This is a genomic window from Streptomyces sp. NPDC059371 (assembly GCF_042751995.1).
GTDB lineage: Bacteria > Actinomycetota > Actinomycetes > Streptomycetales > Streptomycetaceae > Streptomyces.
Map to the genome: position 1 here is coordinate 30,609 of NZ_JBHYXD010000057.1, position 25,766 is coordinate 56,374.

Sequence of the window (25,766 nt, forward strand, 5' to 3'; positions counted from 1 at the left end):
TCGGTTTACAGTTGCGAGGCGACATGGAAAACCGATCGGTTTACGATGGGACCGACACGGCGGACGGCGCGGTCGACCGCCCTTCGACCGGCACCGTCTCCCCCGATCACCCGGCATCCCCCGATTCCCGGCGGCTCTCAGAAGGAGAAGATCATGACCAGCATCGACGGTTCGGTAGCACTTGTGACGGGCGGCAGCCGAGGTATCGGCAAGGCCTTCGTGGACGCCCTCTACGAACGCGGCGCCAAGAAGGTCTACGCGACGGCCCGCGATCCGCGGACCGTGGAACACCCCGACGCGATACCGCTGGCCCTGGAGGTCACCGACCCCGCGTCCGTCGCGGCCGCCGCCGCGCGGGCCCAGGACGTCACCATCCTGATCAACAACGCGGGCGCGACGGCCCCCACGTCGTTCCTGGACTCCCCCGTCGAGGACATTCGGCGCGAGTTCGACATCAACTTCTTCGGCCCGCTCCTCGCCACCCGGGCCTTCGTCCCGGTCCTGGAGCACAACGGCGGCGGGCACATCCTCACCGTCCACTCGGTGCTGTCCTGGGTCACGGTGCCCGGCGCCGACGGCTACAGCGCCGCCAAGGCCGCCCTGTGGTCCCAGAGCAACGCCCTGCGGCTGGAGCTCCAGCCGCGCGGGATCAAGGTCACCGGGCTGCACGTCGGTTACGTCGACACGGACCTGACCGCGAGCCTCGACGTGCCCAAGGTCTCCGCGGACAGTGTCGCCGGGCAGGCCCTCGACGGGATCGAGACGGACGCCCACGAGGTCCTCGCGGACGCGCTCACCCGCCAGGTCAAGGCCGGTCTCTCCGGCGATCTGAGCGACCTGTACCCGCAGCTCGCCGTGCAGAGGTGGTAGCCCCGCGCGGACGGGGGAAGATGCGCCAGCGGTTCGGCACGGGACGGTTGTTGTGACCGGTGCATGATGGATACATGGATCTTCGAGTCTTCACAGAACCGCAGCAAGGCGCGACCTACGAGACGCTGCTCCGCGTCGCCAAGGCCGCCGAAGACCTTCATTACGGAGCCTTCTTCCGCTCTGATCACTATGTGCACATGGGATCCGTCGACGGGCTCCCCGGTCCTACCGACGCGTGGATCACCCTGGCCGGCATCGCGCGCGAGACGAGCCGCATCCGCCTGGGTACGTTGATGACCGCCGGAACCTTTCGCCTCCCCGGTGTCCTCGCCATCCAGGTCGCCCAGGTCGACCAGATGTCGGGCGGCCGTGTCGAACTCGGCCTGGGCGCGGGCTGGTACGAGGCCGAGCACACGGCGTACGGCATTCCGTTCCCGAAGGAGAAGTTCGGCCGGCTGGAGGAGCAACTCGCCGTCGTCACCGGGCTGTGGGGCACGCCGGTCGGCGAACGCTTCACCTTCGCAGGAACGTATTACCAGCTCAGGGACTCGCCCGCGCTGCCCAAGCCCACGCAGGCGAAGGTGCCCGTCCTGATCGGCGGGCACGGCGCCAGGCGGACCCCCGCGCTCGCGGCACGCTACGCCGACGAGTTCAACATCCCCTTCGCCTCGGTCGCGGACACGGAGCAGCAGTTCGGCCGGGTCCGCGCGGCGTTGCTGCAGGCCGGGCGCAAGGCGGACGAACTCGTCTACTCCAACGCCCTGGTGGTGTGTGTCGGCCGCACCGACAGCGAGGTGAGGCGGCGGGCGGACGCCATCGGCCGCGATGTCGACGAGCTGAAGGCGAACGGGCTCGCGGGCTCGCCGGCGGAGGTCGCCGAACGGATCGCCCGGTATCAGGAGGTCGGTTCGCAGCGGATGTACCTCCAGATGCTGGACCTCGCCGACCTGGACCACCTGGATCTGATCGCTTCCGCGGTGGCACCACAGCTCGCCTGACCGCGGGACCCCACAAGCGGTTCCGGTCGGGCGACCCGCCATGACCGGGGCCGGTTCCCCGGAGGCACGGGCCTTACGGCGGGCGACGGTACGGGCCGCACGCGGCGGACGGCTGCCGGCGGCGGACGGCGGCACGAGCCGCACCTGCCCGGGCGCCGGGCAGCGGCAGGCGACCGACGGCACGGGCCTCGCCGGTTTCTACCCCGCGGCCGGGTCCCGCTCCACCACGCGTTTCTCGTCCCGTACCGCGAGGCGTCTCAGCATTTCCAGGACGCGGTCCCGGGACTCGTCCGCCGCGTCGATCGCCTCCATGCACTGCCAGTACGTTCCCTCGTCGTCCGCCGCGCAGGCGATGCCGACCAGGGCCATGCCGACCTCGGCGAGGAGACCGCCGAGACGGAGCAGAACCTCGCGCGCGTCGCCCAGCTCCGTGAGCTGGGCGGCCCGTAAGGCGCCGACCCCGAGCGCGTGGTCGCCGAGCACTCCGCAGCCGCGGCCCGCCAGCTCGGTCAACCCCAGGGCCTCGCCCCGGAGTTCAGGGGGTCCGGACACGGCGAGGCGGCTGCCGATCGCCTGGGCCAGGGAATGTGCCTGCCACGCCTCCGCCATCACCTCCGGAGTCTCGCCGCCCTCCGCCAGGGCACGTCTGCTCGCCACGATGAGCCGCACCGCTTCCATGCGCTGCCCCCGTCTGTCCGACGCGCTCTCGCACGTCCACCCGAACTCCCTTGTTCACTACCCAGAGTGAAGTCCCTTGAGACGAAAAGCCAGAGGAAGCCCGAAATCTGCGGACACGGAATCGCATCGGAGCGCCGCGACAACTACAGAGAGTGTCAGATTCCGTTTTGTGTGCCGTAGGACGACCGGTCCGTCAGGGCTCCCCCGGCGCCGGAAAGCGCTCCTCGTTGCGGTCGATCTTCGCGTCGAGGGCCGCGAGCGGGTCGATGCCCAGCACCTCGCAGAACTGGAGGAGATACGCGAGGACGTCCGCGACCTCGTCGGTGACGCGGTGCGCGGTGTCGGGGTCCCGCATCACGCGCTCCGACTCGTCCGGCGTCAACCACTGGAAGATCTCCACGAGTTCGGACGCCTCCACGCTGAGGGCGGCGACCAGGTTCTTGGGGGTGTGGTACGGCTGCCAGTTCCGCGCGGCCGCGAACTCGGCCAGTCTGCGCTGCAGCGTCGCTACGTCCAGTTCACTCACGGCGTCAGGTCTATCACCGTGACCCCGGCCGTTCCGAGCGCGTGGGCCCGGTCGCTCACCGCGCCCAGCAGACGGATGTGCCCCCGCTCGCACATGCGGCCCGCCAGCCGCACCAGTTCCCCGGCCTGCCGGGCGTCCAGTCCGCGGTCGAGGCCGTCGGCCAGGACCATCAGCGACTGGAGCGCGGCCGGCACCTCGCCCGCCGGGTCGACCTCCAGGACGCCGGGCCCGGTGAGCAGCACGAGGGCGAGCGCGAGATACCTCAACTCGCCGTCCCCGAGCAGCCCGAGGGGCGTACGGACGCCGTCCCCGCGGTCGAGAAGCGCACGGACCGTGCCGTCGCCGAGCACGTCGGCCAGAACGTCGGTGACCGGGCCCGCGCATCCGGCGCGCACCGCCGCGACCAGGTGGGCGTACCGGTGGCCGCACTCCGACCGGGTGCGCCACAGCACTTCGGCGAGGTTGCCGCAGCCGCGCAGCAGCCGCCCCGGGCCGAGCGGAACGGGGGCCCGCATGGAGTCCGGGTCCGGATCGCAGACGTAGACGGACCGCAGGGCGAGGACCGTCTGCTCGGCCGCGGCCAGGACGTGGCGTTCCCCGGCGGTGCGGCCCGCGACGCGCAGGGGCAGCAGCGCGGTGCCGAGGCGGTCGTCGGGGAGCGGGACCCGCGTCACCGCCGAGGACCCGCCGGTGTACCAGGCCGCCTGGACGGACGGGCGGCCCGGATCGCGCAGCGCCGTCTCCAGCAGGGTCCGCCCGCCCGCCGACAACCGCTCGCCCACGACCCGCAGTTCGGGTTCGGCCTGGACGGCGACGTCGAGCCGGACCGGACCCTCGGGTCCGTCGACCGTGCAGCCGATGCGGAAGCCCCGGCGGAGCTGGGCGTCGGGCCGGGACCGCTCGGGCACACAGGCGACCGGGTCCGGGAACACCTCGGCGAGCCCGGCTCCGGAACCGAGCCTCGCCAGCGCCTCGTAGGCCCGCAGGGCGGCCGTCTTGCCGCTGCCGCTGGGGCCGGTGACCAGGGTGAACGGTCCGAGCGGGAACCGGACACGGCGGTGGGTGGCGAAGGCCGCGAGCCGCAGCTCGGTGACACCCGGACGGACCGGGCGCGCCTGCACCGCCACGGGCACTTCCGGCGAGGACAGAGTCATATGCGGACGGTAGGCCTCCGCGGCGGGGCGAACCGTTACGCCCGGGCGACCTTCCTACGATCGGGGGACGCGGCCCCCGATCGAGGCCGGGCGCTCGATGCCGGGCGCTCGATGCCGGGCGCTCGATGCCGGGCGCTCGATGCCGGCGCCGTCAGTGTCTGGGAACGCCGACCCCCTCCATCAGACCCCGCACCTCGGTCCCCGGGGGCGTCAGCAGGAACACGTTCCGGTCGACCCGGTGCATGCCGCTGGCCAGGCCGAAGACCACGCCCGTACTGAAGTCCAGGACCCTCTTGGCGACTTCGGTCTCCGCGCCGGTCAGGTCGAGGAGCACCGGGACGCCGGACATGAGCGTCTCCGCGACGTCGCGGGCGTCCGCGAAGACGTTCACCCGCAGGACCACGAAGCGCCGCCGCGTCTCGGTCTCGGCTTCGGGGATCGACCGGTGGCGGACCGCCGACGGCCAGGCGTCCCGGCCGCGCAACGGAACGACCTGGGCGAGCCCTTCCCACTGTTCATCTGTGACGTCGTGGCCGGTCATCGATCCACCCCGTCCTGGCTCGCACTCGTTGTCTGCACCGGGCAATTCTTACGCATGGTCACCCGTTCGGCCCAACAGCGACACGGTCCGCGACCCGGACCGGGAGCCGGCGCGTGCGGCAAGCTACGCATATACGCCCGTATCCATCACCCAGCCCGGCAAGCGAGGCCTCCGCATGAGCCTGAGCATCCGCAATCAACTCCCCGGCACCGTCACGTCCGTCACCCCCGGTGAGGTGATGGCGACGGTGAAGGTCCGGCTCGACGCCGGACAGGAGATCACCGCGGCCGTCACCCTGGAGGCCGTACGGGAGCTCGGCCTGACGTCCGGCTCCGCCGTGCGGGCGTTGGTCAAGTCCACGGAGGTCTCCCTCGCGACCGGTCCGGTGGACGGGCTGAGCATCCGCAACCAACTGCCGGGCACGGTCACCGACGTCACCTCCGGCGGCGCCATGGCCCGCGTCAAGGTCCGGATCGCGGGCGGCGAACTGACCTCCGCGATCACCAAGGACGCCGTCGCGGACCTGCGCCTCGGCGAGGGTTCCGAGGTCGTCGCGCTGATCAAGTCCACCGAGGTGTCACTGTCCAACGCCTGACGCGCCCGGTCACCGGCGGACCTGCTCTTACTGGCCTCACACCGGACTCTTCACGTCCCGTCGCACCCCGCTCACCGGCGGGAATTAGCGTATCGGGCCGTGTACTCGGCAGAAATCACGACGCCGCCCGTCCGCCGGCAGGCCCCTTCGAAGGTGTCGCCCGGCGGGCCGGTCGCGCGATGGAACCCGGACGAGGCGCCCGCACAGTGGCACCGCGTCCTGACCCTCCTGGCCGACATCAGCCTGTTCATCGGTACGCGACCGCTGTGGGCGCAGGCCGCGAGCCACCGGCTCCTCGTGGCCGCGGTCGTCTCGCTCTGCTACGCCTCGATCCTGGCGACGGGCGTACTGACCCTCGTCGTGCGCCGGGGCCGCTCGCTGGCGCGGCTCGACCTCGTCGTCCTGGTGACCGCGGTGACGCTCGTCGTGTGCGGGCTGGTCATGAACCACCAGGGCAGCGACGAGTCGGTCCTCACCACCCGGGCCGCCCACGAGTTCGTCGCCGGGCACCAGGTCTACGGGCGTCCGTGGCCGCGGCTCTTCGGCCATGGCGTCGCCCTCACCGCGACGATGAACGGCGGCTACGACTACACGTACGGCTATCCGCCGCTCGCGCTCATGCTCACCGCGCCACTGCTGTGGGTCGGCCACGGTTCGGCCGCCGCCACGATGGTCGGCACCGGGGCCCTGATCGCGGGGACGGCCGTCATGTGGCGGATGCTGCCGGTGCCGTGGCGGTCCGCCGCGACGCTGGTCTGTCTCGGTTTCGGTCTGCTGCCGACGTACGCGCGGCTCGGCTATGCGGCGGTCCTCGCCTGCGCCCTGCTCGTCCCGGTGGTGATCGGATGGCCGCGGACGGGTCGCGGAGGACGGGCCGACATCGTGCGGGCGGCCTGCCTCGGGGCGGCCTGCGCGGCACAGCAACTCCCCTGGTTCCTCGCGCCGTTCCTGCTGGCCGGGGTGTACGCGCTGCGCCGCGGTGACCTGGGCGCGCGGCCGGCGGCGCTGGCGGTGGGCCGGATCGCGGGCGTCGCCGCCACCACCTGGCTGCTGATCAACGCGTACTTCGTCGTGAGCGAGCCGCGCTCCTGGCTCTCCGGGATCGCCCTGCCCCTCACCCAGGACGCGGACATCCACGGACAGGGCCTGGTCGGCATCTCGCTGTATCTGACCGACGGCAGCGACCGCCTCGCCTGGTACGCGCACGCGAGCCTGCTCCTCGCGGCGGGTCTGCTGGCGCTGTTCGTGCTGTTCGTACGGCGGCTGGGGCCGGCGGCGACGGTGCTGCCCTGGTGCGCGTTCTACGCGGCGACCCGTTCGCAGGACGGCTACTACCTGCTCATGACGCCGCTGTGGGTGGCCGCCGTGATCACCGCGCCCTGGCAGTCGTTCCGCACCGCGTGGCAGCCCCGCCCCGCCTTTCTGCGCGGTCCGCACCGGCGTGGGGCCCGGGTGGCCGCGGTCGCCCTGCTGCTGGCCCCGTCGGCGGCCGCGGTGGGGCTGGCGGCCACCGGGTCACCGCCGCTGCGGATGCGGGTCACCGAGGCCCGCCGCGCCGCCCATTCGCTGACCGGACTCACGGTCGGCGTCACCAACCTCGGTGCCGCGGCGCTGAGTCCGCACTTCACGCTGACCACGGGCCAAGGCATGAGCCGCTACTGGTCGGTGACCTCCGGCCCCGCCACCCTGGCAGGCCACACCTTCGGCCGCTACGAACTCCGGCCCCCCGACGGCAGGTTCACGCTCCCACGAGCCAGCGTCCGCATCCGCCTGCGAGCCGTCTCGGCGACGCCGATGACCCTGTCGAGCACGGACCTCCACCTGCCGGCGGCCCGGCCCTGAGGGTCACGCCCCGTTTCTCTCCCCGGCCCCGTCCGCCTTCTGGTGCCGGGGAGGCGGACGTGCTGGAATGGCCCGTCTCCTGACTCCCGACTCCCGACTCGCGCCCCCTGGGACGGTGAAGCCCATGCCGGAACCGCCGGATCTCGCGCATCGCTCGGACTTCGCGCACCGCGAAGGGGTCGCGTTCGTCAGCGGCGGCACCGGCGGCATCGGCGCGGCGGTCGTGCGGATACTCGCCGAGCGGGGCAGCGACGTCGTGTTCACGTATCGCTCCAGCCGGGCGGCCGCCGACGCGCTCGCCGCGGAGACGGCGGAGGAGTTCGCTGAGCAGGGGCGCCATGTACGCGCCCTGCGGCTCGACTTGGGCGAGGAGCAGGCCGTCGCCACTGCCGTGTCCGAGACGGCCGCCGCGTTCGGCGGACTGCACACCCTCGTCCACGCGGCGGGCCCGCACGTGCCGATGGTGCACCTGAGCAGGGTCACGCCGAGCGAGTTCCGCGCCCAACTCGACGTGGACGCGGGCGCGTTCTTCAACCTGGTGCATCCCGCGCTGCCGCTGCTCAGGGAGAGCCGGGGCAGCGTCGTCGCCGTCACCACCGTGGCCACCCGCCGGTATCCGGTGCGCGACGGGCTCTCCTCGGGACCCAAGGGAGCGGTCGAGGCGGTCGCCCGCGCCCTGGCCGCCGAGGAAGGGCGCTACGGCGTCCGGGTGAACTGCGTCGGACCCGGCATGCTGACCGACGGCATCGCCGCCCGGCTGATCGGTTCCGGCGAACTCGACGACGCGGCACTGGAGATCACCCGCCGCAACACCCCACTGCGCCGCTTCGGCACCGCGAGGGACGTCGCCGAGGCCGTCGCGTTCCTGGCCTCGGACAGCGCGGGCTTCATCACCGGGCAGGCGCTGGGGGTGGACGGCGGGTACAGCGTGTGAGTGGCTTCGGGTCACGCCCGGACAGGTCCTGGGGCGTGTCCGCGAAATCTCGCCTGCCCGGCGACGCCCGGCACGCCCTAGCCGATCTCGACCACGCGGGCCCAGGCGGGCGGCGCGTCGGGTACGTAGTCGGGATCGTCCTCGTCCCAGGAGCCGTCCCCGCGCGGGAAGAGGCCGACGACCGTCCGGCACGGGGGCCGCGCATCCGGCCACGGGGTCTGTCCGTCGGTCAGGACCACGACGACATCGGGGCATGGCCGGGCCCGTAGCGCCGCGGTGAAACCCGAGCGCAGATCCGTACCGCCGCCGCCCAGGAGCGGAATCCCCTCGGCCCGGCACAGGGAGTGCGCGACCCCCGCCGCCGCGTCGCACGAGACCACGGTGACCAGGTCGCGGCGGCCGCCCACGGCACGGGAGATCGCGGAGACCTCCAGCAGGGCGCTGCCCAGCTCCGCGTCGCTGACCGACCCGGAGGTGTCGATGACGACCGACACCCTCGGCGGTCTGCGGCGCAGACTCGGCAGGACGACACCAGGCACGGAGGCCGAGCGGCGCGACGGCCGGCCGTAGGTGTAGTCCTCCCCCGCACCGGGCCCCGAGGCCGCGGAGCGCACGGCGGCCCCCAGCAACTCCCGCCACGGCTGCGGCTGGTGGAAGGCCTCCTCCGCCCACCGTTCCCATCCCGCCGGACTCCGCCCGGGCCGCGCCTTGATGCCCTGCGCGACCCGGAAGCGGACCGCGTCGCGTTCCTGCGCGCTGAGGCCGTGCGCGCCGTCCGGCCCGAGGTCCCACTCCCGTTCGCGTCCGTCGGCGCCACTGCCGCAGTCCAGCCAGGCGAGGCTCTGCGTACGCGGCCCGAGCCGGAACTGGCGCAGATAGTCCTCCATCAGCTCACCCGTGGGCAGGTTCAGGAACTGCGGGGTGACGGCGCCCTCGGGCCGGACGAGCCCGTCCCCGAACGCGTCGTCGTTGATCTCGCAGTCGGCGGCGATGTTCATCCGAAGCCGCTCCGCCGGGCCGGTGAGCCCGTGTTCGCGGGCGAACCGCTCGCTGCGCCCGTGGTGGTCGCGCAGCAGGTGCGACACCTCGTGCACCCAGACACCGGCCAGGTCCTCGACGGGTGTGCGGTCCACGAAGCCGGGCGAGACGTAGCAGCGCCAGTGCCGGTCGACGGCCATCGTCGGCACCCACCTGGACTCGACGGTGTGGAGGGCGAACAGCGCCGTCGCCAGATACGGCCGGGCCCGCGCCGCGTGCAGCCGGGCGGCGTAGAGCTTGTCCAGGTCCAGAGCCCCGGACGCGGTCGCGGTCGCGGTCATCGGCGCGCCTCGGCGGCGACCGCGACACGGGCCGCCGCGTCGTCCGCGCGCCGGGAGAGGGCCACCGCCCCGGCCAGGCGCTCGATGGACGCCGGGACGTCCCAGTCCTCCTGGCGCAGCGTCGCGAGGGTCGTCGCGGGAACGACCACCAGGTCCGGGGCACCGGTGTCCAGGGCCCGTACGAGGAGCGCCCAGGCGGCGTCCCAGCGAGCCCGGTCGGGCCGCTTGCGGACCGCGGCCACCACACCGTCGAGGACGGCCTGGCGCAGGTCCCCCCGCTCGGGCAGGACGGCGGCCGCCGGGTCGGCGAGCAGGGTCTCGGGGTCGGGCAGGTCCATGCGGTCCACGCTCGCCAGCAGTTCCAGTCCCGGGCCGTCGCCCACGGCGCCCCTGACCAGCAGGGAGAGCACTTCCCGGGCGGAACCGGCGGCGTGCGCGAAGGCGACGAGCCGCACGGTCGTCTCCCAGCTCCGGGGTGAGGGCCAGGCACCGCCGCGCCGGGTCTCGCTGCTGGGCAGCCGGTGGACGAGTGCGGGGCGGGCGGCGAGGAGCCCGCACACCGCGCGCCGGGCGAAGTCCACGGCCTCCGCGAGCCGTTGGGGGTCGAGCCGTGGCAGGGTCGCCCGCGGCCAGGTGCCACCGAGCCCCCGTACGACGACCTCGTGGTCGTGGGCCCACTGGAGATGGACGAACCGGTTGGCCAGTGGCGGGCTCAGTTCCCAGCCGTCGGCCGCCGAGGAGCGTGGGTTCGCCGCTGCCACGATCCTTACTCCGGACGGCAGTTGAAGGGCTCCGATGCGCCGTTCCAGGACGAGGCGGAGCAGCGCGGCCTGAACGGCCGGGGGCGCGGTGGACAGTTCGTCCAGGAACAGCAGTCCGCGGCCGGCCCGTACGAGCCGCACCGCCCAGTCCGGCGGGGCCATGGGCACGCCCTGCTCGGCGGGGTCGTCGCCGAGGACGGGCAGTCCCGAGAAGTCGGAGGGTTCGTGGACACTGGCGATCACGGTGGTCAGGGGCAGGTCCAGGCTCTCGGCGAGCTGGGTCAGGGCGGCGGTCTTGCCGATCCCCGGTTCACCCCACAGGAGTACGGGCAGATCGGCGGCGACGGCGAGGGTCAGCGCTTCGAGCTGACTGTCGGGGCGCGGCTCGGTACCGGTGGCGCGGAGCAGGGCCGAGAGGGCGTCGGCCACGTCGAGTTGGGTGGGGCCGGCCGGGTCCACGAGGGTATCGGCGGCGTCGAGTCGGACGGCGGAGGCCGGATCGGAGAAGGCGTCGGCTTCGCCGAGAGCGTGATCCTCGGCTTGGGCTAGGGCTTGGGCTTGGGCTTGGGCTTGGGCTTGGGCTAGCGCTCCGGCTTGGGCCAGGGCTCCGGCTTCGGCTTCGGCTTCGGGTTCGGCGAGCGGGGTGCTTGTGGGCATGTTTGATCACCTTTGGGTTCGTGAACGAGCGGCCCGGGCACGGGGCTTGGCCCCGGGGGCGGTCAACTGGCTTTCAGTGAGCGGCGGACGAGCGGTCAGCGGCCGGTCGTGTCACGCGGGTGGGAGCGATGGCCGAGGGGCCGGACGGGCCCGGGAGCGAGTCGGTCGGGTCCTGGCCCGGTCAGCCCGGCCCTGAACAGTCCGTAGGTGAGACGTCGCCGCGCGGCTGCCCGGAGTTCGTCCCGCAGGGCGCCGCCGCGCAGCACCGCGTCGGGACCGAGCAGCCCCTCGACGACGGCCAGCGCACCGGCGGTGTCGCCGTGGCGCAGCCGTTCACGGACGCCGGAGAGACACTGCGGCTGCCGGTGCGCCTCGTCGATGGCCCGGAGGCAGGGAAGCGGTGTGCCGGTGAGGGCGACCAGCAGCTCTTCCCTGCGGATCTCGGCCGGATCGTGGTCGAGCGGCGCCAGCACGCCGTCGACCAGGCCGATCCGGTGCCGGGCTCCCCGGCATTCCACGAAGCGCGCCGCTCCCGGCGCCAGGTGCCCGCCGGGTCCCGGAGGGGCCGCGCGCCCACCGGCTCCGGAGGAAATCGCGTGCCCGCCGGAGCCCACGGCGACCACGTTCCTGTCGACTCCGGAAGGTGCCGCGTTCCTGTCGACTCCGGAAGGTGCCGCGTTCCCGTCAGCTCCGGAAGGTGCCGCGTTCCCGTCAGCTCCGGAAGGTGCCGCGTTCCCGCCGACTCCGGACGACGCCACGGTCCCGCCGGCTCCGGACGCACTGTGTCCCGGTACCAGCGCCGAGGCGACCAGCGGATGCAGTCGCTCGGGTTCGATGACGCCGGCGCGGATCAGTGCCAGGTCGGGCAGCACCCAGGTCGCGGCGTCGGGCAGGGCCAGCAGCGCGAGATCACCGCCGCTCCAGCCAGCGGGCGCGTCGGTGATCCGCAGGGCGGGCGGCCCGACGCCTGGCGGGTCCGCGGCCGACTCCAGGAGCAGCCACCGGCCGGTCCCGAGCCGCACGGAGACGGTGCCGGTCGTACGCCCCTCGTCGCGCAGCACGATCGCCGCCTCCTCCGCCCACCGGCCGACGGCGCAGCCGAGGTCCCGGGGCACCGGCCCCGGCGGTTCCCATCCCCCCGAACGGTCGACGCCCGTCGGCAGGTCGGCCCCGGAACGGACCCGGAGCTCGTCGGTCCTGCGGGTGTCCCACAGGTGCCGGTGCAGATCCAGGCGGTACCGGCGGCTCGGACGGGGGTGCGGATGGCGGCGGGCGCCGGTGTCGAAGGAGAACCGCTCGCGGGACGCGCCGGGAGCCCCGTCCCAGAGCGCGAGGCTGATCCGCTGGCCGCCGTCCGCCCAGGCCGGCGGCGTACGGACCACGAGGTGCACGGGCCGTACGGGATCGACGTCATCCCGCCCGGCGGAGCGGTCGTACCGGGCCAGGGTCATGGTGAGGCCGGGACGCAGCAGCCCGTCGGGGGCGACTCTCGGCAGGTGCCAGCGCAGCAGGTCGGGAGCCAGATGGCGTAGATCGTGGCGGATTCGGGAGGCCAGTTCGCGGCCGTGCGTACGTGCCAGCGAACGCAGATCGAAGTCGAGGTCGACACCGGCGGCGGCACACGCCCCCGCCCAGTCCCCCTGACGGCGGCGAACGGTGGCGGTCTCGATCATGGTGGGCGGCACGGCGAAGTCACGCACGCGCGGCCAGAAGGAGCGGAGGGAATCCTCGTACGCGGTCGAAGTGAGCATCAGCACTCACCTTGCGCGGACGGGTCCCCCCATCTGATCGGGGAGGAAGTCATCATCGGGGGGAGCGTAGCCCGGCGCCGACGATCTGTCAGGTGCATTCGGACGCCGAAGGATCAGGCCGGGCTCTTGGCTTCAGGTGGTCCGGCGACAGGGCCGCCGCCGGAGCCGAGCAAATGCGGGGTGCCGTCGTCGTCGAGGAACTCGACGATCGCCAGGGCCAGCAGGGCCAGTACGGCGATCCAGATGGTGACGGCGGCCGTGGGGTAGTTCCAGACGAGCAGGATGGCGGCGGCGACCGCGACGACGGTCCAGACGAGCCAGGTCTTGGCCCGGTGCACCCACGCGCCGACCGCGCCCAGTTCGGCCCCGGTCGCCGTACGCACGGCACCGATGCCGCCCCTCCAGGCCGCGAGGACCCGCGAGGCCGCCCGGCCGCTGCCGGTCAGCCAGGCCGCCAGCGCCACGATGATGCCGAGGGTGATCACGAGGCGTACCGACGTCCGCAGATAGCGCACCAGGGTGTCGAAGACCGACTCGGCGGCGGGCTGGGAGACGCCCGACGGCAGACCGTCCAGATAGATCTCCCGGAAGATCCACAGTGCGATGCCGAGGACCGCGGCCCCTGCCGCCACCAGGAGCGCCGCCGTGACGAGGGCGCGGCGTCTGCGGACGGCGAGCAGCACACCGCCCGCCGCCAGCAGCAGGGCCAGGACCGGCAGCCAGAACCCGACCAGTTGGAGCAGCCGGTAGATCTTCTTGGCCTTGCCGATGGAGTCGGAGGTCAGCACCGTGAAGTTGGTGTGCACCTGGGGGATCTTCGCGGCGATGCTGAGCCCCTGGTCGACGAGGGCCTGCTTGACCTGGTCGATGACGGGGGCGAGGTCGATGACGACGGCGTCGTTGGTGAGCTTCACCGCTCCGCCGCCCTTTCCGGTCAACGCCTTGTCGACGGCGGCATGGGCTCTTCGGTTCAGCTGGGTCCACAGGGTGGCGAACGCGTCGCTGCTGACGAACTTCAAGGCCACGGTGTGCACGAAGTCCGTGAGGCCGCTGGTGATCGGACCGCTCAGCGGGCCGATCGCCTTGGTCAGTTCGGGCCGGTCGGCCGGGGCGACGGATTCGAGCAGCGTCTTGACGTCGACGTGCTGCATCACCGCGTCGGTCACCCGGTTGGCGACGGCGTCCTGGACGTCCTTGTCGGAGGCGAGCGGCTCCATGGTGGCCACGTACCGGTCGGTGTTGCCGATCAGATCGCTCGACCAGGCCGCGACGGCGCTCAGCGGGGTGAGCAGGGCCGCGAGGAGGATCAGTACGACCGCGAAGGTCGACCGGACGCGGTGATGCTCGGCTCTCGGCGGACGCTTCTCCAGTTCGGCGACGCGGGCCCGCAGTTCGGCCAGCTCGCGCGCGTCCGCGCCGCCACCGGCGCCGGCGCTGTTCGCCCCGGCACCGTTGGCGCCGCCGCTCACGTCTCCGGTGCTCACGTCGTCGCCGGATCGTCGTCGGTGCCCGCGGCGCCGCGGGCGGTCAGACCCGCTCGCGTCCGGTCGGTCACGTCTTCCATGGCGTGTCTCGCTCCACTCGGCGGAGGGGCCGCGTCAGCGCGGCTGTCGGCGGTCGGGCCGGTACGTGGCCAGTGCCCAGATGACGAAGACGTCGATGGCCAGCAGGATGACCGACCAGATCGGCGCGTACGGCAGGAACATGAACTGGAAGAGCATGCTCAGCGAGGCCAGCACGATGCCGGTGACCCGGGCCCACGCGGCGTCCTGGAGGATCCCCCAGCCGGTGACGACCGCGATCGCGCCGAGGATCAGCAGGATCCAGCCCCAGCCGGTGAGGTTGATCCGGTAGACGTAGTCGTTCACGCGCGTGTAGACGTCGTCCTTGGCGAGCGCGGAGATGCCCTGGAGGATGTTGAGGCCGCCGTTCACCAGCAGGAGGACACCCGCGAAGGTGGCTCCGCCCGCCGCCCAGCCACTGCTGCCGGAGGGCGGCGGTCCCATTCCTCCCGAGGCGGGAGCGGCTCCGGACCACTGGTCTCCCCACAGCGGCATGTCTCCGCCGCTGGGCTGGGATCCCGTGCCGCCACCGGGCGGGGGGCCCGGAGGCACCGAAGAATCCTGGCTCATGCTCGACCACCTCGCTGCGCTGTCGGCCGCCGGCCGTCCCCCGTGCCGGAAGCACCGGGGAGTTCGAGCGTCCGCCCGCCAGGCCTCCCCCGCCACGGGGGTTCCTCTGATCGGGTGACGGTCTCGACGGCGGTCGGGGGGGCTGAAGGTGGTCGAGCGGGGCGGGTCCGGAAGGGGGCCGCACGGTGTCGACCCGGCCCCGCACCACACCGCACGCACCGCACCGCACCGCACCGCACCGCACCGCACCGCACCGCAACGCAACGAGGCAGGGACGGCCGAGCTACTCGGCGACGGCCGACGCCTCTTCCGCCTTCCCCTCCACCGTGCGTTCCGCCTCCGCTTCGGCCTCCGCTTCGGCCTTCTGTTCCGCCTTCTGCTCCGCTACGAGATCCAGCGCGCGGCCCAGCGTGGTGAGCCGTTCGTCGAGGGTCGCTCCGGCGGGGTAGAAGCGGACGGTGTCGACTCCCGCGGCGCGCCAGACACGGAGCCGCTCGCGGACCATGCCCTCGGTGCCGATCAGGGTGGTGCCGAGGACCATCTCGTCGGTCACCAGCCCGGCGGCGCCGTCCCGGTCCCCGGCCTGCCAGCGCGCGTGGATCTCGGCGGCGATCTCCGCCCAGCCCTGCCTGCTGTAGGCGGCGTTGTAGAAGTTGGTGGTGGCGGAGCCCATTCCGCCGAGGCTGAAGGCGAGTTCCTTCTTCCGGCCCGCGACCATGGCGCGCAGCGCGTCCTCGTCCTCCGCGAAGGCCACTTCGGCGCCCTGGCAGATGTCGAGGTCCCCACGGCCGCGGCCGGACGCGGCGAGGCCCGCGTCCAGGTGGTCGAAGTACGCCTCCTTGGCGCCCTCGGGCACGAAGCTGGTACCCAGCCAGCCGTCGGCGATCTCGCCCGTCAGGTGCAGCATCTTCGGCGAGAGCGTGGCGAGATAGACGGGCAGGTCGTGCTCGGCCCGTATGGACATCCGCATGGGCCGTGCATCGCCGCCCGGCAGCGGGATCGTGAACTCCCGTCCCTCGTACGCGAGTTTCTCGCCGGCGACCGCCTGCCGGACGATCTCCACGGTTTCCCGCATCCGGGACAGCGGACGGGCGAACGGCACTCCGTGCAGTCCCTCGATCACCTGGGGCCCGGACGGTCCGAGGCCGAGGAGAAAGCGCCCTTCGGAGAGGTTGGAGAGCGTGATCGCGGCACGGGCGATGGCCGCCGGGGTGCGGGTCCCGAGCTGGATGATCCCGGAGCCGAGCAGCAGCCGTTCGGTCCTCGCCGCCAAGTAGCCCAGTGGAGAAGGGGCTTCGGAACCCCAGGCCTCCGCGACCCAGCAGATGTCCATCCCGAGCTTCTCGGCCTCGACCACGAAGTCGACGGTCTCCCGCCAGTCGCCCGTCGACGCCTCGATCGTCGTGGAGGTACGCATCACGCACCCGCCCCTTCCGCGCTCTCGGCCAGCTTCCTGATCGCCGCGACGGTGTCCGTCATGCTCCGTTCGAACTCCCGCAGCCGTACGAACACGATCTTCTGCTCCTTCTCCGGCATCCGGTCGATCGCGAAGGACAGCCCCGAACGGCCCGGCCCCATCCGCATCCACTGAGTCAGCTCCGTGCCGTCGTCCACCTCTTTCAGGGCGAACCGCCATACGGCGCTGGGGTGTTCGGGGTCCGACACGGCCCAGGCGAAGGTCCGGAAGGGCTCGCACTCCACGACGTACGAGGTGGTCTCCCACTCCCCCAGCGACTCGTGCCTGCTGCGCCCCACGAAGCGGGCGCCGACGCACGGCGCCGTCACGCCGTCGAGCCACTCGACCGACTGGAGCTCCGCGCTCAGGTCCGGCATCAGCCGGATGTCCGAGACGAGGTCCCACACCCGTCGCGGTGGAGCGTCGATCCGTGTCCGCACATCGACGGTCGGCTGGTCCGCGTAGCGGGCGCCCGTCCACTCCATGAGTCTCCGGCCTTCCTCTCGTCCCCCAGGACCTCACTCAGCCCAGGGCTCTGACCTTGAGAGTTGCTTAGATAGACTTACCTGTCAAGGAAAACCGCTCCCGGCACGGGACCGGAAGCGGGAAGCGGAACGAGCGGGGAAGAGGCAGGAGGACGAACGCGGAAGCCGCGGCGCGGTCAGTCGGTGAAACGCTTCTGGATGTCCGGCCGTTCGGCGAGGTGCGGAGGATAGCCGGGGCCGAGCCGCGGACGGGTGTTCTCGGCCGTCATCGGCTCACCGCAGTCGGCGCACACGACGGCGGCCTCGGCCTGGTGCCCGCAACGGTCGTGGTGGAAGACGACCGGCGGACCCTGCTCACCGCTGAGCCAGCGGTTGCCCCAACTGTTCATGGCGGCCAGCACCCCGAAGAAGTCCCGGCCCATCTCGGTGAGTACGTAGTCGTAGCGCACCGGGTCCGTCTGATAGGCCCGCTTCTCCATGAGCCCCTCGTCGACCAGCCGACGGAGCCGGTCGGTCAGCGTGTTGCGCGCGATGCCGAGCTCCTGCTGGAACGCGTCGAACCGCTTGATCCCGTAGAACGCCTCACGCAACACCAGGGGCGTCCACCAGTCGCCGAGAAGATCCATCGTGCGCGCGATGGAACAGGGCCAGTCAGCAAAAGAAGTCCGCCTCACAGGCCCAGCATACGAGGGTCTCGGAAATGAACTCGGCAGCTCGGAACGGAGTGGATTCCGTGGATTGACCGTCGCCAGTAGCGTGGTGCCCATGAGCACCGGGGGGAGCTTGCCAGGACGGCCGTCCGACGATGCGACCGTTGTGCGGTACGGGCAGAAGGAGGTCACGCCCGGCCTGATCGTCGCCGCGGTCGCTCTGTCGGTCGCCGCTGTCGGCTTGTCGGGAGCCGCGCTGGTCGGCAACGAAGTGGCTCGATGGCTTCTCGCCTCGGCGGGCGGCCTGTGTGCGCTTTTCGGCCTGCTCATGTTGATGGGGACGGCCGCCGGGTCCAAGGAGAGATTCGTCTTCGACGCCACCGGGTGGTGGTGGTTCAACCTGGACGGCGACGCGCTGCTGCCCTGGGATTCGCTGGCCGGCGTGTGTATCCACTCCACCGGTGACGCGACCGCCGACGGTGGCACCGCGACTCTCGAGCTCTTCCCCCACGGGGACTTCGACCGCGATCACCCCGTTCTGTGGCGCCACGTACGGGACGCCGATCCACCCGCCGAGGGTCTCCCGAGGCTGCGCTACCGCGTCGAGCTCACCAACATGATCAACGTGACCACGGACGTCGAACAGGCCTGCTCCCGCTGGGTTCCACCACACCTCTGGCACGGCAACACATGGCAACCCAAGGGCTACAAGGGCCGCCCCGACCGTACCGGCCACCGCCGCAGACTGCGGGCACGGGCACAGAACCCCCTCCAGACCGAGAACCAGACACCCCCGCCCCCACCGCAGGACGCCGCACCGCCCGTCCCTCCGCAGGAACAGTGCACTCCTGGCACGTAGCGTCCGCAACTCCTGGCGAACCTCGACATGCCTCCCGGCCGCGGCCGGTGACGACATGCCACTCCGGCAGATCGGCTAAACCGCCCTGAGTGAGCCCCAGTTGTCCCGACTTGACGGAACCCCAACTGGTACCACCACACGCCCCAGGGATAGCGTGGTTCGCTTGAGCAACCCCTACCTCAACAGGAGTCCCAAGTGAACCGCCCCGCCCGACTCGTCGTAGCCGCGCTCACCGCATCCACGGCCCTGCTGCTGACCGCCTGCGGCTCAGGAGGGGGCGACGACTCGTCCTCGGACAAGATCAAGGGAGCGGGCGCCGGTAGCAAGAAGACCTCAGCCAGACCCTCCGCTCCAACATCGCAGGACGCAGCCGGGCGACCGAAGATCACGCTCTCCAAGGACTTCCAGGCGAACTTCGAAGGCTGGACCAACAGCGACCCGAAGCTCCAGGCGATCCTGGACGACGGCAGGGAAGAACTGCGGTCGGAGTACGCCGCAGTCATCGAGGCGGATCTGAATTCCGACGCGGTGGCGTTCTACAACTCGGATGCCACCTTGACCACCGCCCACAAGTGGATCAAGCAGTTCGTCGACGACGACGAGAGTCTGATCGGCAGCGTCACAGCCTTCGACCCCCAGGTCCACATCAACGACACCGGCTCGGGCGTGCTCTTCTACTGCGTCGACGAACGCAAGGCGTCCACGAAGAACCGCAGGACCGCGAAGATCACCACCACCGCTGACAAGCCCGAGAACGTACTCCAGTACCGCAACAAACTGGACAAGAACCCCCAAGGCGTTTGGAAGACCACGTCCTCGACGGTGGTTCCGGGAGCCTGCGGCTGATGAGCTTCGCAGCGAAAACGTGCACGCTGTTGGTCACGTCGGTCTACGCGGTGGTCCTGTCCTCCACAGCGGCTTACGGTGCTATCGGAGATCAGGACAACAAGCCCCCTTCCTCGACACCCTCCGGCGGCGTATCCGGCAACACGCTGAGAGCCAATGCCACGGCCACCCAGATTAAGGTCACGCAGTCGAACGGCAGCACCTCGGGCACCTCGCTCAAAGCCCTAGCCCCCGCGGACCCCAACTGGAAGCCCCCGGCGTGCTGGTACGAACCGGTGGCCACGCCGCAGGCGCTCAAGGAGGCGGTGGACCGCCTCAAGAAGAACCCCAACTCGGACCTCGTACCCGTCACCCCCACGCTCAACTGGGGCGAGGACCTGATGGTGGACCACTACGAGAAGGGCAAGGCGGAGTCCGGCAGCGGGGACGGCTACGAGAACTACAACCTCGGCAAGGACGGCATGTTCTGGCGCGGGGTCATCAATCAGGACAGGGCGAACGATCCCGAATCCTACGACTGCGAGGACACCCTGTTCTGGCAGAACGCCAGGACGCTCCCGGCGAACAAGCACGCCCCCACCCCTGACGTCCTCGCCGCCTACGCCTACAACAAGATCAAGGTTCCCGAGACCGAGATCGAGGTGAAGCCGGCCGCCAAGTCCACGGTCAACGTTCCGACCTGGGTGTGGCTGGACAAGGGCACCTTCAAGGAGGTCAAGGTCCGCGCCGAACTGACGGCCGCGGGAGTGTGGGCGGAGACGACGGCGAAGCCCGTCGCCCTCCACCTGAACCCTGGCACGGGCGACGCCGAGACCTACCCCGCCTCCGGCGACTGTGCGATCAACGACGACGGCTCCATCGGCACCCCGTACGCCAAGGGCGACGCCGGCCGGACCCCGCCGTGCGGCATCCGCTACCTGCGTGCCACGGACGGGAAGCCGTACCGGCTGAGCGCGTCCATCACCTGGCAGATCTCCTGGCAGGGCAGCGGCGGCACGAAGGGGGACCTGCCGGACGGCACCTTCGAGACCACCCAGGACATGAACGTCCAGGAGATCCAGTCCGTCAACCGCTGATCACGGCTCATTCCGCGGCGGCAGGCGGGGACACACAACGGAGCGGAAACGGGGCCACGATGAGCGACCTATCGGTCGACCACGCGCTGCTGAAGCGCGTAGACCGTGATCGAGGAAGTCCCGCACGACTGAACCCGGCAGCGGAAGCAGAACCACCTCCCCTGGACTCGCCGCCGGTGTGGCCCTCCCCAGCCGCAGCCCCGGAGCCCGCGGCCTCAGTCGGACTTCTTCACCGGCTCCAGAATCGCCACGCACTCCACGTGATGCGTCATCGGGAACAGATCGAACGCCCGCAGTGTCCGCACCTTGTAGCCGCCGTCGCGGAAGTACGCCAGGTCGCGGGCGAGGGCCGCCGGGTCGCAGGCGACGTAGGCGATCTTCCGTGCCCCCAGCGACGACAGGTGTTCGACCGTCTTCTTGCCGGCGCCCGCCCGGGGCGGGTCGAGCACGATGATGTCGACCTCGGTGATGCCGGTGCGCGGCAGGATCGCCTCGACCTTGCCCTGTTCGATGCGGACGCGGTCGAAGGCGGCGAGGTTGTGCCGGGCGTCCTCCACCGCGCGCTTGCCCGACTCGATGCCGAGGACCGCGCCCTGGTCGCCCAGGCGGTCCGCGAGGGCGCCCGCGAAGAGGCCGACGCCGCAGTAGAGGTCCAGGGCCATGTCGCCCTTGCGGGGCAGCAGGCCCTGCATGACGGCCTTGACGAGGGTGTCGGCGGCCATCGGGTGGACCTGCCAGAAACCGCCGCTGCCGACGCGGTGGGTGCGGCCGTCGGCGCGCTCGCGCACGAAGGCGCGGCCGTGGACGCGGTGGATGCCGCCGTCCTGTTCGGCGACCCGCATCACGGAGACCGGCTTGTCGAGTTCGACCAGGGGAAGACGGGCACCGGGGCGCGGTTCCAGGATCACCATGCGGTCCTGGGAGCCGGTCGCGGCGATCGCCTCGACGGCCTCCATGCCGGACCAGTCGCGCTCCTCGATGCCGAGTTCGGTGACCCCCGGGGCGGCGATCATGCAGCGCTCGATGGGCTCGACCTCGTGCGAGCGGTGGCGGCGCAGTCCGGCGTTGCCGTCCGGGTCGACGGCGTACTGGACGCGGGTGCGCCACTGCGGCACCTCGCCCGCGGGCAGCTTGTCGCCCTCGGCGGGCATCACCGTGCCGTCCCAGCCGGCCTCCTCGGGCGTGAGGCCCGCGAGGCGCTGCAACTGCTCGGCGATGACCTCGCCCTTGAGACGGCGCTGCGCGCCGGGCTTGGCGTGCTGCCAGTCGCAGCCGCCGCAGCGCCCGGGTCCCGCGTACGGGCAGGGCGCCTCGACGCGGTCCTTGGAGGCGTCGATGATCCGCACGGCGTCGGCACGCAGGAACCGCGCGCCCTCCTCGCCCTCGGTCACCCGGGCGACGACCCGCTCACCGGGCAGCGCGTGCCGGACGAAGAGGACCTGGCCCTCGTCCGTCCGGGCGATGCAGTGCCCGCCATGGGCCACGGGGCCGATCTCGACCTCGTACTCGTCCCCCACCAGCGACTTCTTCGGTTCTGCCTGCATGGTGGGGTGACTCCAGATGAGAGGGGGGAAACGGCCGGACAACACGGCCGGACAACAGCCGTCCAGTCTACGTGCTCACGGCACCGCTTCCCGCATCGTCCATGAGCGCACGGCACCGCTTCCCGCCCCGTCCATGAGCGCACGGCCGCTTCCCGCCCCGTCCGTGAGCTCGCGACGCGCTTCCCGCCTCCGTCAGCTCTTCTGAGTGGGCTCCTTGGGCCGCACCTGGGCCGGGCCCCGGCGCACCGCGCCCGGAGCGTTCCAGTCCTGGCGCTTGCGGGCGCGCAGCTTGGCCGCCTCGGACGACTCGAGCTGGTAGGGCACGGAGGTGACCATGACGCCCGGGGTGAAGAGCAGGCGGCCCTTGAGACGCAGGGCGCTCTGGTTGTGCAGCAGGTGCTCGTACCAGTGGCCGACCACGTACTCGGGGATGATCACGGAGACCGCGTCGCGCGGCGACTCCTTGCGCAGGCCCTTCACGTACTCGATGACCGGACGGGTGATCTCGCGGTAGGGCGAGTCGAGGACCTTCAGTGGTACGTCGATGCCGCGCCGCTCCCACTCGTCGCGCAGGGTCTTGGTCTCGGCCGGGTCCACGTTGACGCTGAGCGCTTCGAGGGTGTCGGAGCGCAGCAGCTTGGCGTAGGCGAGGGCGCGCAGCGCCGGCCGGTGGATCTTGGAGACCAGGACGACGGAGTGGACGCGGGAGGGACGGACGCTGTCGTCGCTCGGCCCCTCGGGGGCGGCCAGTTCCTCCGCGACGCGGTCGTAGTGCTTACGGATCGCGGTCATCGTCGCGTAGAAGATCACCATGCCGAGCAGGGCGACCCAGGCGCCGTGCGTGAACTTGGTGACGAGGACGACGACCAGGACCAGCCCGGTGAAGAAGGCGCCGAAGGCGTTGATCGCGCGGGAGCGGATCATGTGGGTGCGCTTGGCCGGGTCGGTCTCACTGGCCAGATGGCGGTTCCAGTGGCGGACCATGCCGGTCTGGCTGAGAGTGAAGGAGACGAACACGCCGACGATGTAGAGCTGGATCAGGCGCGTCGAGTCGGCCCCGTAGATGATGACGAGCATGCTCGCGGCGCCGGCCAGGAGCACGATGCCGTTCGAGAAGGCCAGGCGGTCGCCGCGGGTGTGAAGCTGGCGCGGCAGGTAGCGGTCCTGGGCGAGGATCGAACCGAGGAGCGGGAAGCCGTTGTACGCGGTGTTCGCGGCCAGGAACAGGACGAGGGCGGTGGCGGCGGCCAGCAGGATGAACAGGAAGCTGCCCTTGCCGAACACCGCCTCGGCGACCTGGGAGATCACGGGGTTCTGGACGTAGCCGGCGCCGACCGCCACGCCGTTGTGGATCAGGTCCGTGGCGGGGTTCTCGGCCATGCGCACCTTGGTGGTCATGGCCAGGGCGATGATGCCGCAGAACATGGTGACGGCGAGCAGGCCCATCGCCGCCAGCGTGGTCGCGGCGTTCTTCGACTTCGGCTTGCGGAACGCGGGGACGCCGTTGGAGATCGCCTCGACGCCGGTGAGCGCCGCACAGCCGGACGAGAAGGCGCGCAGCAGCAGGAAGACGAGGGCGAAGCCCGCGAGCCCCTGGTGCTCGGCCTTGATGTGGTAGTCGGCGGTCGGCGCGTGCATGGTGTCGCCGAGCACGAGCCCGCGGAAGGCACCCCAGGCGATCATGATGAAGACGCCGGCGACGAAGACGTACGTCGGGATGGCGAAGAGCTTTCCGGACTCCTTGACCCCGCGCAGGTTCATCAGCGTGAGCAGCACGATGACGGCGACCGCGCAGAAGACCTTGTGCTCCACCACGAACGGCACCGCAGAGCCGAGGTTCTCGATGCCGGAGGCGATGGAGACGGCGACGGTCAGGACGTAGTCGACGAGCAGCGCACTGGCGACGGTGAGACCGGCCCGCGGACCGAGATTGGTGGTGGCGACCTCGTAGTCGCCGCCGCCGCTCGGGTAGGCGTGCACGTTCTGGCGGTAGGAGGCGACCACCGTGAACATCAGCACGACGACCGCGACCGCGATCCAGGGGCTGAAGTGGTAGGCCGACACGCCCGCGATGGAAAGGACCAGCAGGACTTCTCCGGGCGCGTACGCGACGGAGGAGAGCGGGTCGGATGCGAAGACGGGGAGGGCGATGCGCTTCGGCAGAAGCGTTTCCCCCAGCCGGTCGCTGCGCAGTGCACGCCCGATGAGGATCCGCTTGGGCACGTCGGTCAGTTTGGACACAACAGGGAATCGTAAGGGTTCGAACTGGCTGTCGCCCACCCGCCGTCCCACTTCGGCACGTCATCTGCTCTCCGGGTGAAAACAGGGTGGCTCCGGCTGCGGATTCCGCAGCACCGGAGATCCACGTGTCTATATGACAAAACCCCGTTCCCGACCGCCCTGGAGGACCCATGCATGTGACCGCTGAGCTCATCGGCGCGACCGTGGCGCTGGTCGGCCTCGGAATCCTCACCCTCGCGAGTGTTCGGAGCATCACACGACGCTGAACCGCCCGTGTCGGCCGCCGTTCACGTCCGTCCCCCGAACGCTCCGCGAAAAAGGCACAGGCGAACCTGCGCAACGAAGCCCCTGGTCGACCGTGCGTGTGTAGCTTGGGCGGCGGTCTGAGACCCTGTTTAGCCTGAGCCGTAACCATTCATGCGGAAGGACGGTCGTGCACATCGTCATCATGGGCTGCGGAAGAGTAGGTTCCGCTCTTGCCCAGAACCTGGAGCAACAGGGGCACACGGTCGCCGTGATCGACCAGGACCCCACCGCCTTCCGGCGGCTGGGCTCCGGGTTCGGCGGCCGTCGTGTCACCGGAGTCGGCTTCGACCAGGACACCCTTCGCGAGGCGGGCATCGAGGAGGCCGGCGCCTTCGCGGCGGTCTCCAGCGGTGACAACTCGAACATCATCGCCGCCCGGGTGGCCCGCGAGATGTTCGGCATCGAGAATGTCGCCGCCCGGATCTACGACCCGCGTCGTGCCGAGGTCTACCAGCGCCTCGGCATCCCGACCGTCGCCACCGTCCGCTGGACGGCCGACCAGATGCTCCGCCGGCTGCTGCCCTCGGGTGCCGAGCCGCTGTGGCGCGACCCCACGGGCGGTGTGCAGCTCGCCGAGGTGCACACCTCCGTCGCCTGGGTGGGCCACAAGATCAGCCGCCTCCAGGACGAGACGGGCGTACGCGTCGCCTTCCTCACCCGGCTGGGCGAGGCTGTCCTGCCCAGCTCGCAGACGGTGCTGCAGGAGGGCGACCTGGTACACGTGATGATGCGCACCGACGAGGTGGACAAGGTCGAGGCGGCGTTCGCCAAGGGCCCTGAGGAAGAGGCGGGGCACTGATGAGAGTCGCCATTGCCGGTGCCGGTGCCGTGGGCCGCTCGATCGCGGGCGAACTGCTGGAGAACGGCCACGAGATCCTGCTGATCGACAAGGCGCCGACCGCCATCTCGGTCGAGCGCGTCCCGCAGGCGGAGTGGCTGCTCGCCGACGCCTGCGAGATCACCTCCCTGGACGAAGCGGCGCTCCAGCGCTGCAACGTGGTCATCGCGGCCACCGGGGACGACAAGGTCAACCTCGTCGTCTCGCTGCTCGCGAAGACCGAGTACGGGGTCCCGCGCGTCGTCGCCCGCGTGAACAACCCCAAGAACGAGTGGCTGTTCAACGAGTCCTGGGGCGTGGACGTCGCCGTCTCCACCCCGCGTCTCATGTCGGCGCTCGTGGAGGAGGCGGTGAGCGTCGGCGACCTCGTGCGGCTGCTCCGCTTCAGCCACGGCGACGCCAACCTCGTCGAGCTGACCCTGCCGCCGGAGTCCGCCCTCGCCGGCACGACCGTCGGCGACGTCGCGTGGCCGGAGGACACCTCGCTGGTGACCATCATCCGCGGCACCCGCGTCCTGACCCCCTCGCGGGAGGACTCCCTGGAAGCGGGCGACGAACTCCTCTTCGTGGCCGCCCAGGCCCGTGAGGAACAGCTCGAGGACCTGCTGTCGGTGCGCCGCGACACGAACGCGACGAAGTAGCCGTTCCTTCCCGTCGGCGGTACGACATCCGCCGGCGGGAAGGGGTCTCGCGCCGCGATACGACGG

General features: G+C 71.2%; 24 protein-coding genes. 10 read left to right on the forward strand and 14 right to left on the reverse strand.

The genetic code is table 11. From position 1 onward, the window contains the following. The first annotated feature begins 153 nt into the window (after positions 1–153). Both ACFXGX_RS27305 and ACFXGX_RS27310 read left to right on the forward strand, forming a co-directional pair. Positions 154–870, forward strand: coding sequence for an SDR family oxidoreductase (locus ACFXGX_RS27305; protein WP_384795903.1), 717 nt, complete (start codon positions 154–156; stop codon positions 868–870). Positions 871–944: 74 nt separating this feature from the next. Further along, complete coding sequence (locus ACFXGX_RS27310; RefSeq protein WP_384795905.1) at positions 945–1,868, forward strand: LLM class F420-dependent oxidoreductase; 924 nt, start codon at positions 945–947, stop codon at positions 1,866–1,868. A 198-nt stretch (positions 1,869–2,066) separates the two neighbouring features. Here the strand turns inward: ACFXGX_RS27310 and ACFXGX_RS27315 are convergent, their stop codons facing one another. The 4 genes from ACFXGX_RS27315 to ACFXGX_RS27330 all read right to left on the reverse strand — a co-directional run bounded on the left by ACFXGX_RS27315 (position 2,067) and on the right by ACFXGX_RS27330 (position 4,767). Next, positions 2,067–2,546, reverse strand: a complete 480-nt coding sequence (locus ACFXGX_RS27315; RefSeq protein WP_384795907.1) for a DUF6099 family protein — start codon at positions 2,544–2,546, stop codon at positions 2,067–2,069. 193 nt (positions 2,547–2,739) lie between these two features. After that, positions 2,740–3,072, reverse strand: coding sequence for a nucleotide pyrophosphohydrolase (locus tag ACFXGX_RS27320; RefSeq protein ID WP_384795909.1), 333 nt, complete (start codon positions 3,070–3,072; stop codon positions 2,740–2,742). Continuing rightward, complete coding sequence (locus ACFXGX_RS27325) at positions 3,069–4,226, reverse strand: AAA family ATPase (protein ID WP_384795911.1); 1,158 nt, start codon at positions 4,224–4,226, stop codon at positions 3,069–3,071. The genes ACFXGX_RS27320 and ACFXGX_RS27325 overlap by 4 nt, the downstream gene beginning before the upstream one ends. A 151-nt stretch (positions 4,227–4,377) precedes the next feature. Beyond that, complete coding sequence (locus tag ACFXGX_RS27330; protein ID WP_384795913.1) at positions 4,378–4,767, reverse strand: cell division protein SepF; 390 nt, start codon at positions 4,765–4,767, stop codon at positions 4,378–4,380. 175 nt (positions 4,768–4,942) lie between these two features. On the opposite strand from ACFXGX_RS27330, the gene ACFXGX_RS27335 reads away from it, so the two are divergent. The 3 genes from ACFXGX_RS27335 to ACFXGX_RS27345 all read left to right on the forward strand — a co-directional run bounded on the left by ACFXGX_RS27335 (position 4,943) and on the right by ACFXGX_RS27345 (position 8,138). Next, complete coding sequence (locus ACFXGX_RS27335) at positions 4,943–5,362, forward strand: molybdopterin-binding protein (protein ID WP_384795915.1); 420 nt, start codon at positions 4,943–4,945, stop codon at positions 5,360–5,362. A gap of 153 nt (positions 5,363–5,515) precedes the next feature. Next, positions 5,516–7,204: a hypothetical protein gene (locus ACFXGX_RS27340; protein ID WP_384795949.1), complete on the forward strand. Its 1,689-nt coding sequence runs from the start codon at positions 5,516–5,518 to the stop codon at positions 7,202–7,204. A 124-nt stretch (positions 7,205–7,328) separates the two neighbouring features. After that, positions 7,329–8,138 (forward strand): SDR family NAD(P)-dependent oxidoreductase, encoded by an 810-nt coding sequence (locus ACFXGX_RS27345; protein WP_384795917.1) that lies wholly within the window; start codon positions 7,329–7,331, stop codon positions 8,136–8,138. 77 nt (positions 8,139–8,215) lie between these two features. Here the strand turns inward: ACFXGX_RS27345 and ACFXGX_RS27350 are convergent, their stop codons facing one another. The 8 genes from ACFXGX_RS27350 to ACFXGX_RS27385 form a co-directional block, all read right to left on the reverse strand. Continuing rightward, the gene (locus ACFXGX_RS27350) at positions 8,216–9,457 is read right to left on the reverse strand and encodes a VWA-like domain-containing protein (protein WP_384795919.1); all 1,242 of its coding nucleotides are present in this window, start codon (positions 9,455–9,457) and stop codon (positions 8,216–8,218) included. After that, positions 9,454–10,875 (reverse strand): AAA family ATPase, encoded by a 1,422-nt coding sequence (locus tag ACFXGX_RS27355; protein ID WP_384795921.1) that lies wholly within the window; start codon positions 10,873–10,875, stop codon positions 9,454–9,456. Before ACFXGX_RS27355 ends, ACFXGX_RS27350 begins: the two co-directional genes overlap by 4 nt. 95 nt (positions 10,876–10,970) lie before the next feature. Beyond that, positions 10,971–12,626, reverse strand: coding sequence for a hypothetical protein (locus ACFXGX_RS27360; RefSeq protein ID WP_384795923.1), 1,656 nt, complete (start codon positions 12,624–12,626; stop codon positions 10,971–10,973). A gap of 113 nt (positions 12,627–12,739) precedes the next feature. Then, positions 12,740–14,110 carry a hypothetical protein gene (locus ACFXGX_RS27365; RefSeq protein ID WP_384795925.1) on the reverse strand — a complete coding sequence of 457 codons (1,371 nt, stop codon included), beginning with the start codon at positions 14,108–14,110 and terminating at the stop codon, positions 12,740–12,742. 114 nt (positions 14,111–14,224) lie between these two features. Then, positions 14,225–14,758, reverse strand: coding sequence for a hypothetical protein (locus ACFXGX_RS27370; protein ID WP_384795927.1), 534 nt, complete (start codon positions 14,756–14,758; stop codon positions 14,225–14,227). Positions 14,759–15,041: 283 nt separating this feature from the next. Continuing rightward, positions 15,042–16,175, reverse strand: a complete 1,134-nt coding sequence (locus tag ACFXGX_RS27375; protein WP_384795929.1) for an LLM class flavin-dependent oxidoreductase — start codon at positions 16,173–16,175, stop codon at positions 15,042–15,044. Further along, the gene (locus ACFXGX_RS27380; RefSeq protein ID WP_384795931.1) at positions 16,175–16,699 is read right to left on the reverse strand and encodes an SRPBCC family protein; all 525 of its coding nucleotides are present in this window, start codon (positions 16,697–16,699) and stop codon (positions 16,175–16,177) included. Before ACFXGX_RS27380 ends, ACFXGX_RS27375 begins: the two co-directional genes overlap by 1 nt. A gap of 176 nt (positions 16,700–16,875) precedes the next feature. Next, positions 16,876–17,325, reverse strand: a complete 450-nt coding sequence (locus tag ACFXGX_RS27385; RefSeq protein ID WP_384795933.1) for a winged helix-turn-helix transcriptional regulator — start codon at positions 17,323–17,325, stop codon at positions 16,876–16,878. 139 nt (positions 17,326–17,464) lie between these two features. Here ACFXGX_RS27385 and ACFXGX_RS27390 point away from each other — a divergent pair, with 139 nt between their 5' ends. The 3 genes from ACFXGX_RS27390 (at position 17,465) to ACFXGX_RS27400 (ending at position 20,130) form a co-directional block, all read left to right on the forward strand. After that, positions 17,465–18,208, forward strand: coding sequence for a hypothetical protein (locus tag ACFXGX_RS27390; RefSeq protein ID WP_384795935.1), 744 nt, complete (start codon positions 17,465–17,467; stop codon positions 18,206–18,208). Positions 18,209–18,403: 195 nt separating this feature from the next. Next, positions 18,404–19,054, forward strand: coding sequence for a hypothetical protein (locus ACFXGX_RS27395; RefSeq protein WP_384795937.1), 651 nt, complete (start codon positions 18,404–18,406; stop codon positions 19,052–19,054). Beyond that, positions 19,054–20,130, forward strand: a complete 1,077-nt coding sequence (locus ACFXGX_RS27400) for a hypothetical protein (protein ID WP_384795939.1) — start codon at positions 19,054–19,056, stop codon at positions 20,128–20,130. The genes ACFXGX_RS27395 and ACFXGX_RS27400 overlap by 1 nt, the downstream gene beginning before the upstream one ends. 215 nt (positions 20,131–20,345) lie before the next feature. Here the strand turns inward: ACFXGX_RS27400 and ACFXGX_RS27405 are convergent, their stop codons facing one another. Then, positions 20,346–21,674, reverse strand: coding sequence for a class I SAM-dependent RNA methyltransferase (locus tag ACFXGX_RS27405; protein ID WP_384795941.1), 1,329 nt, complete (start codon positions 21,672–21,674; stop codon positions 20,346–20,348). Positions 21,675–21,866: 192 nt separating this feature from the next. After that, positions 21,867–23,915 (reverse strand): APC family permease, encoded by a 2,049-nt coding sequence (locus ACFXGX_RS27410; RefSeq protein WP_384795943.1) that lies wholly within the window; start codon positions 23,913–23,915, stop codon positions 21,867–21,869. Positions 23,916–24,348: 433 nt separating this feature from the next. On the opposite strand from ACFXGX_RS27410, the gene ACFXGX_RS27415 reads away from it, so the two are divergent. Together ACFXGX_RS27415 and ACFXGX_RS27420 are read left to right on the forward strand one after the other, a co-directional pair. Continuing rightward, positions 24,349–25,020: a TrkA family potassium uptake protein gene (locus ACFXGX_RS27415; RefSeq protein ID WP_326785032.1), complete on the forward strand. Its 672-nt coding sequence runs from the start codon at positions 24,349–24,351 to the stop codon at positions 25,018–25,020. Then, complete coding sequence (locus ACFXGX_RS27420) at positions 25,020–25,700, forward strand: potassium channel family protein (RefSeq protein WP_384795945.1); 681 nt, start codon at positions 25,020–25,022, stop codon at positions 25,698–25,700. Before ACFXGX_RS27415 ends, ACFXGX_RS27420 begins: the two co-directional genes overlap by 1 nt. Positions 25,701–25,766 lie beyond the last annotated feature (66 nt).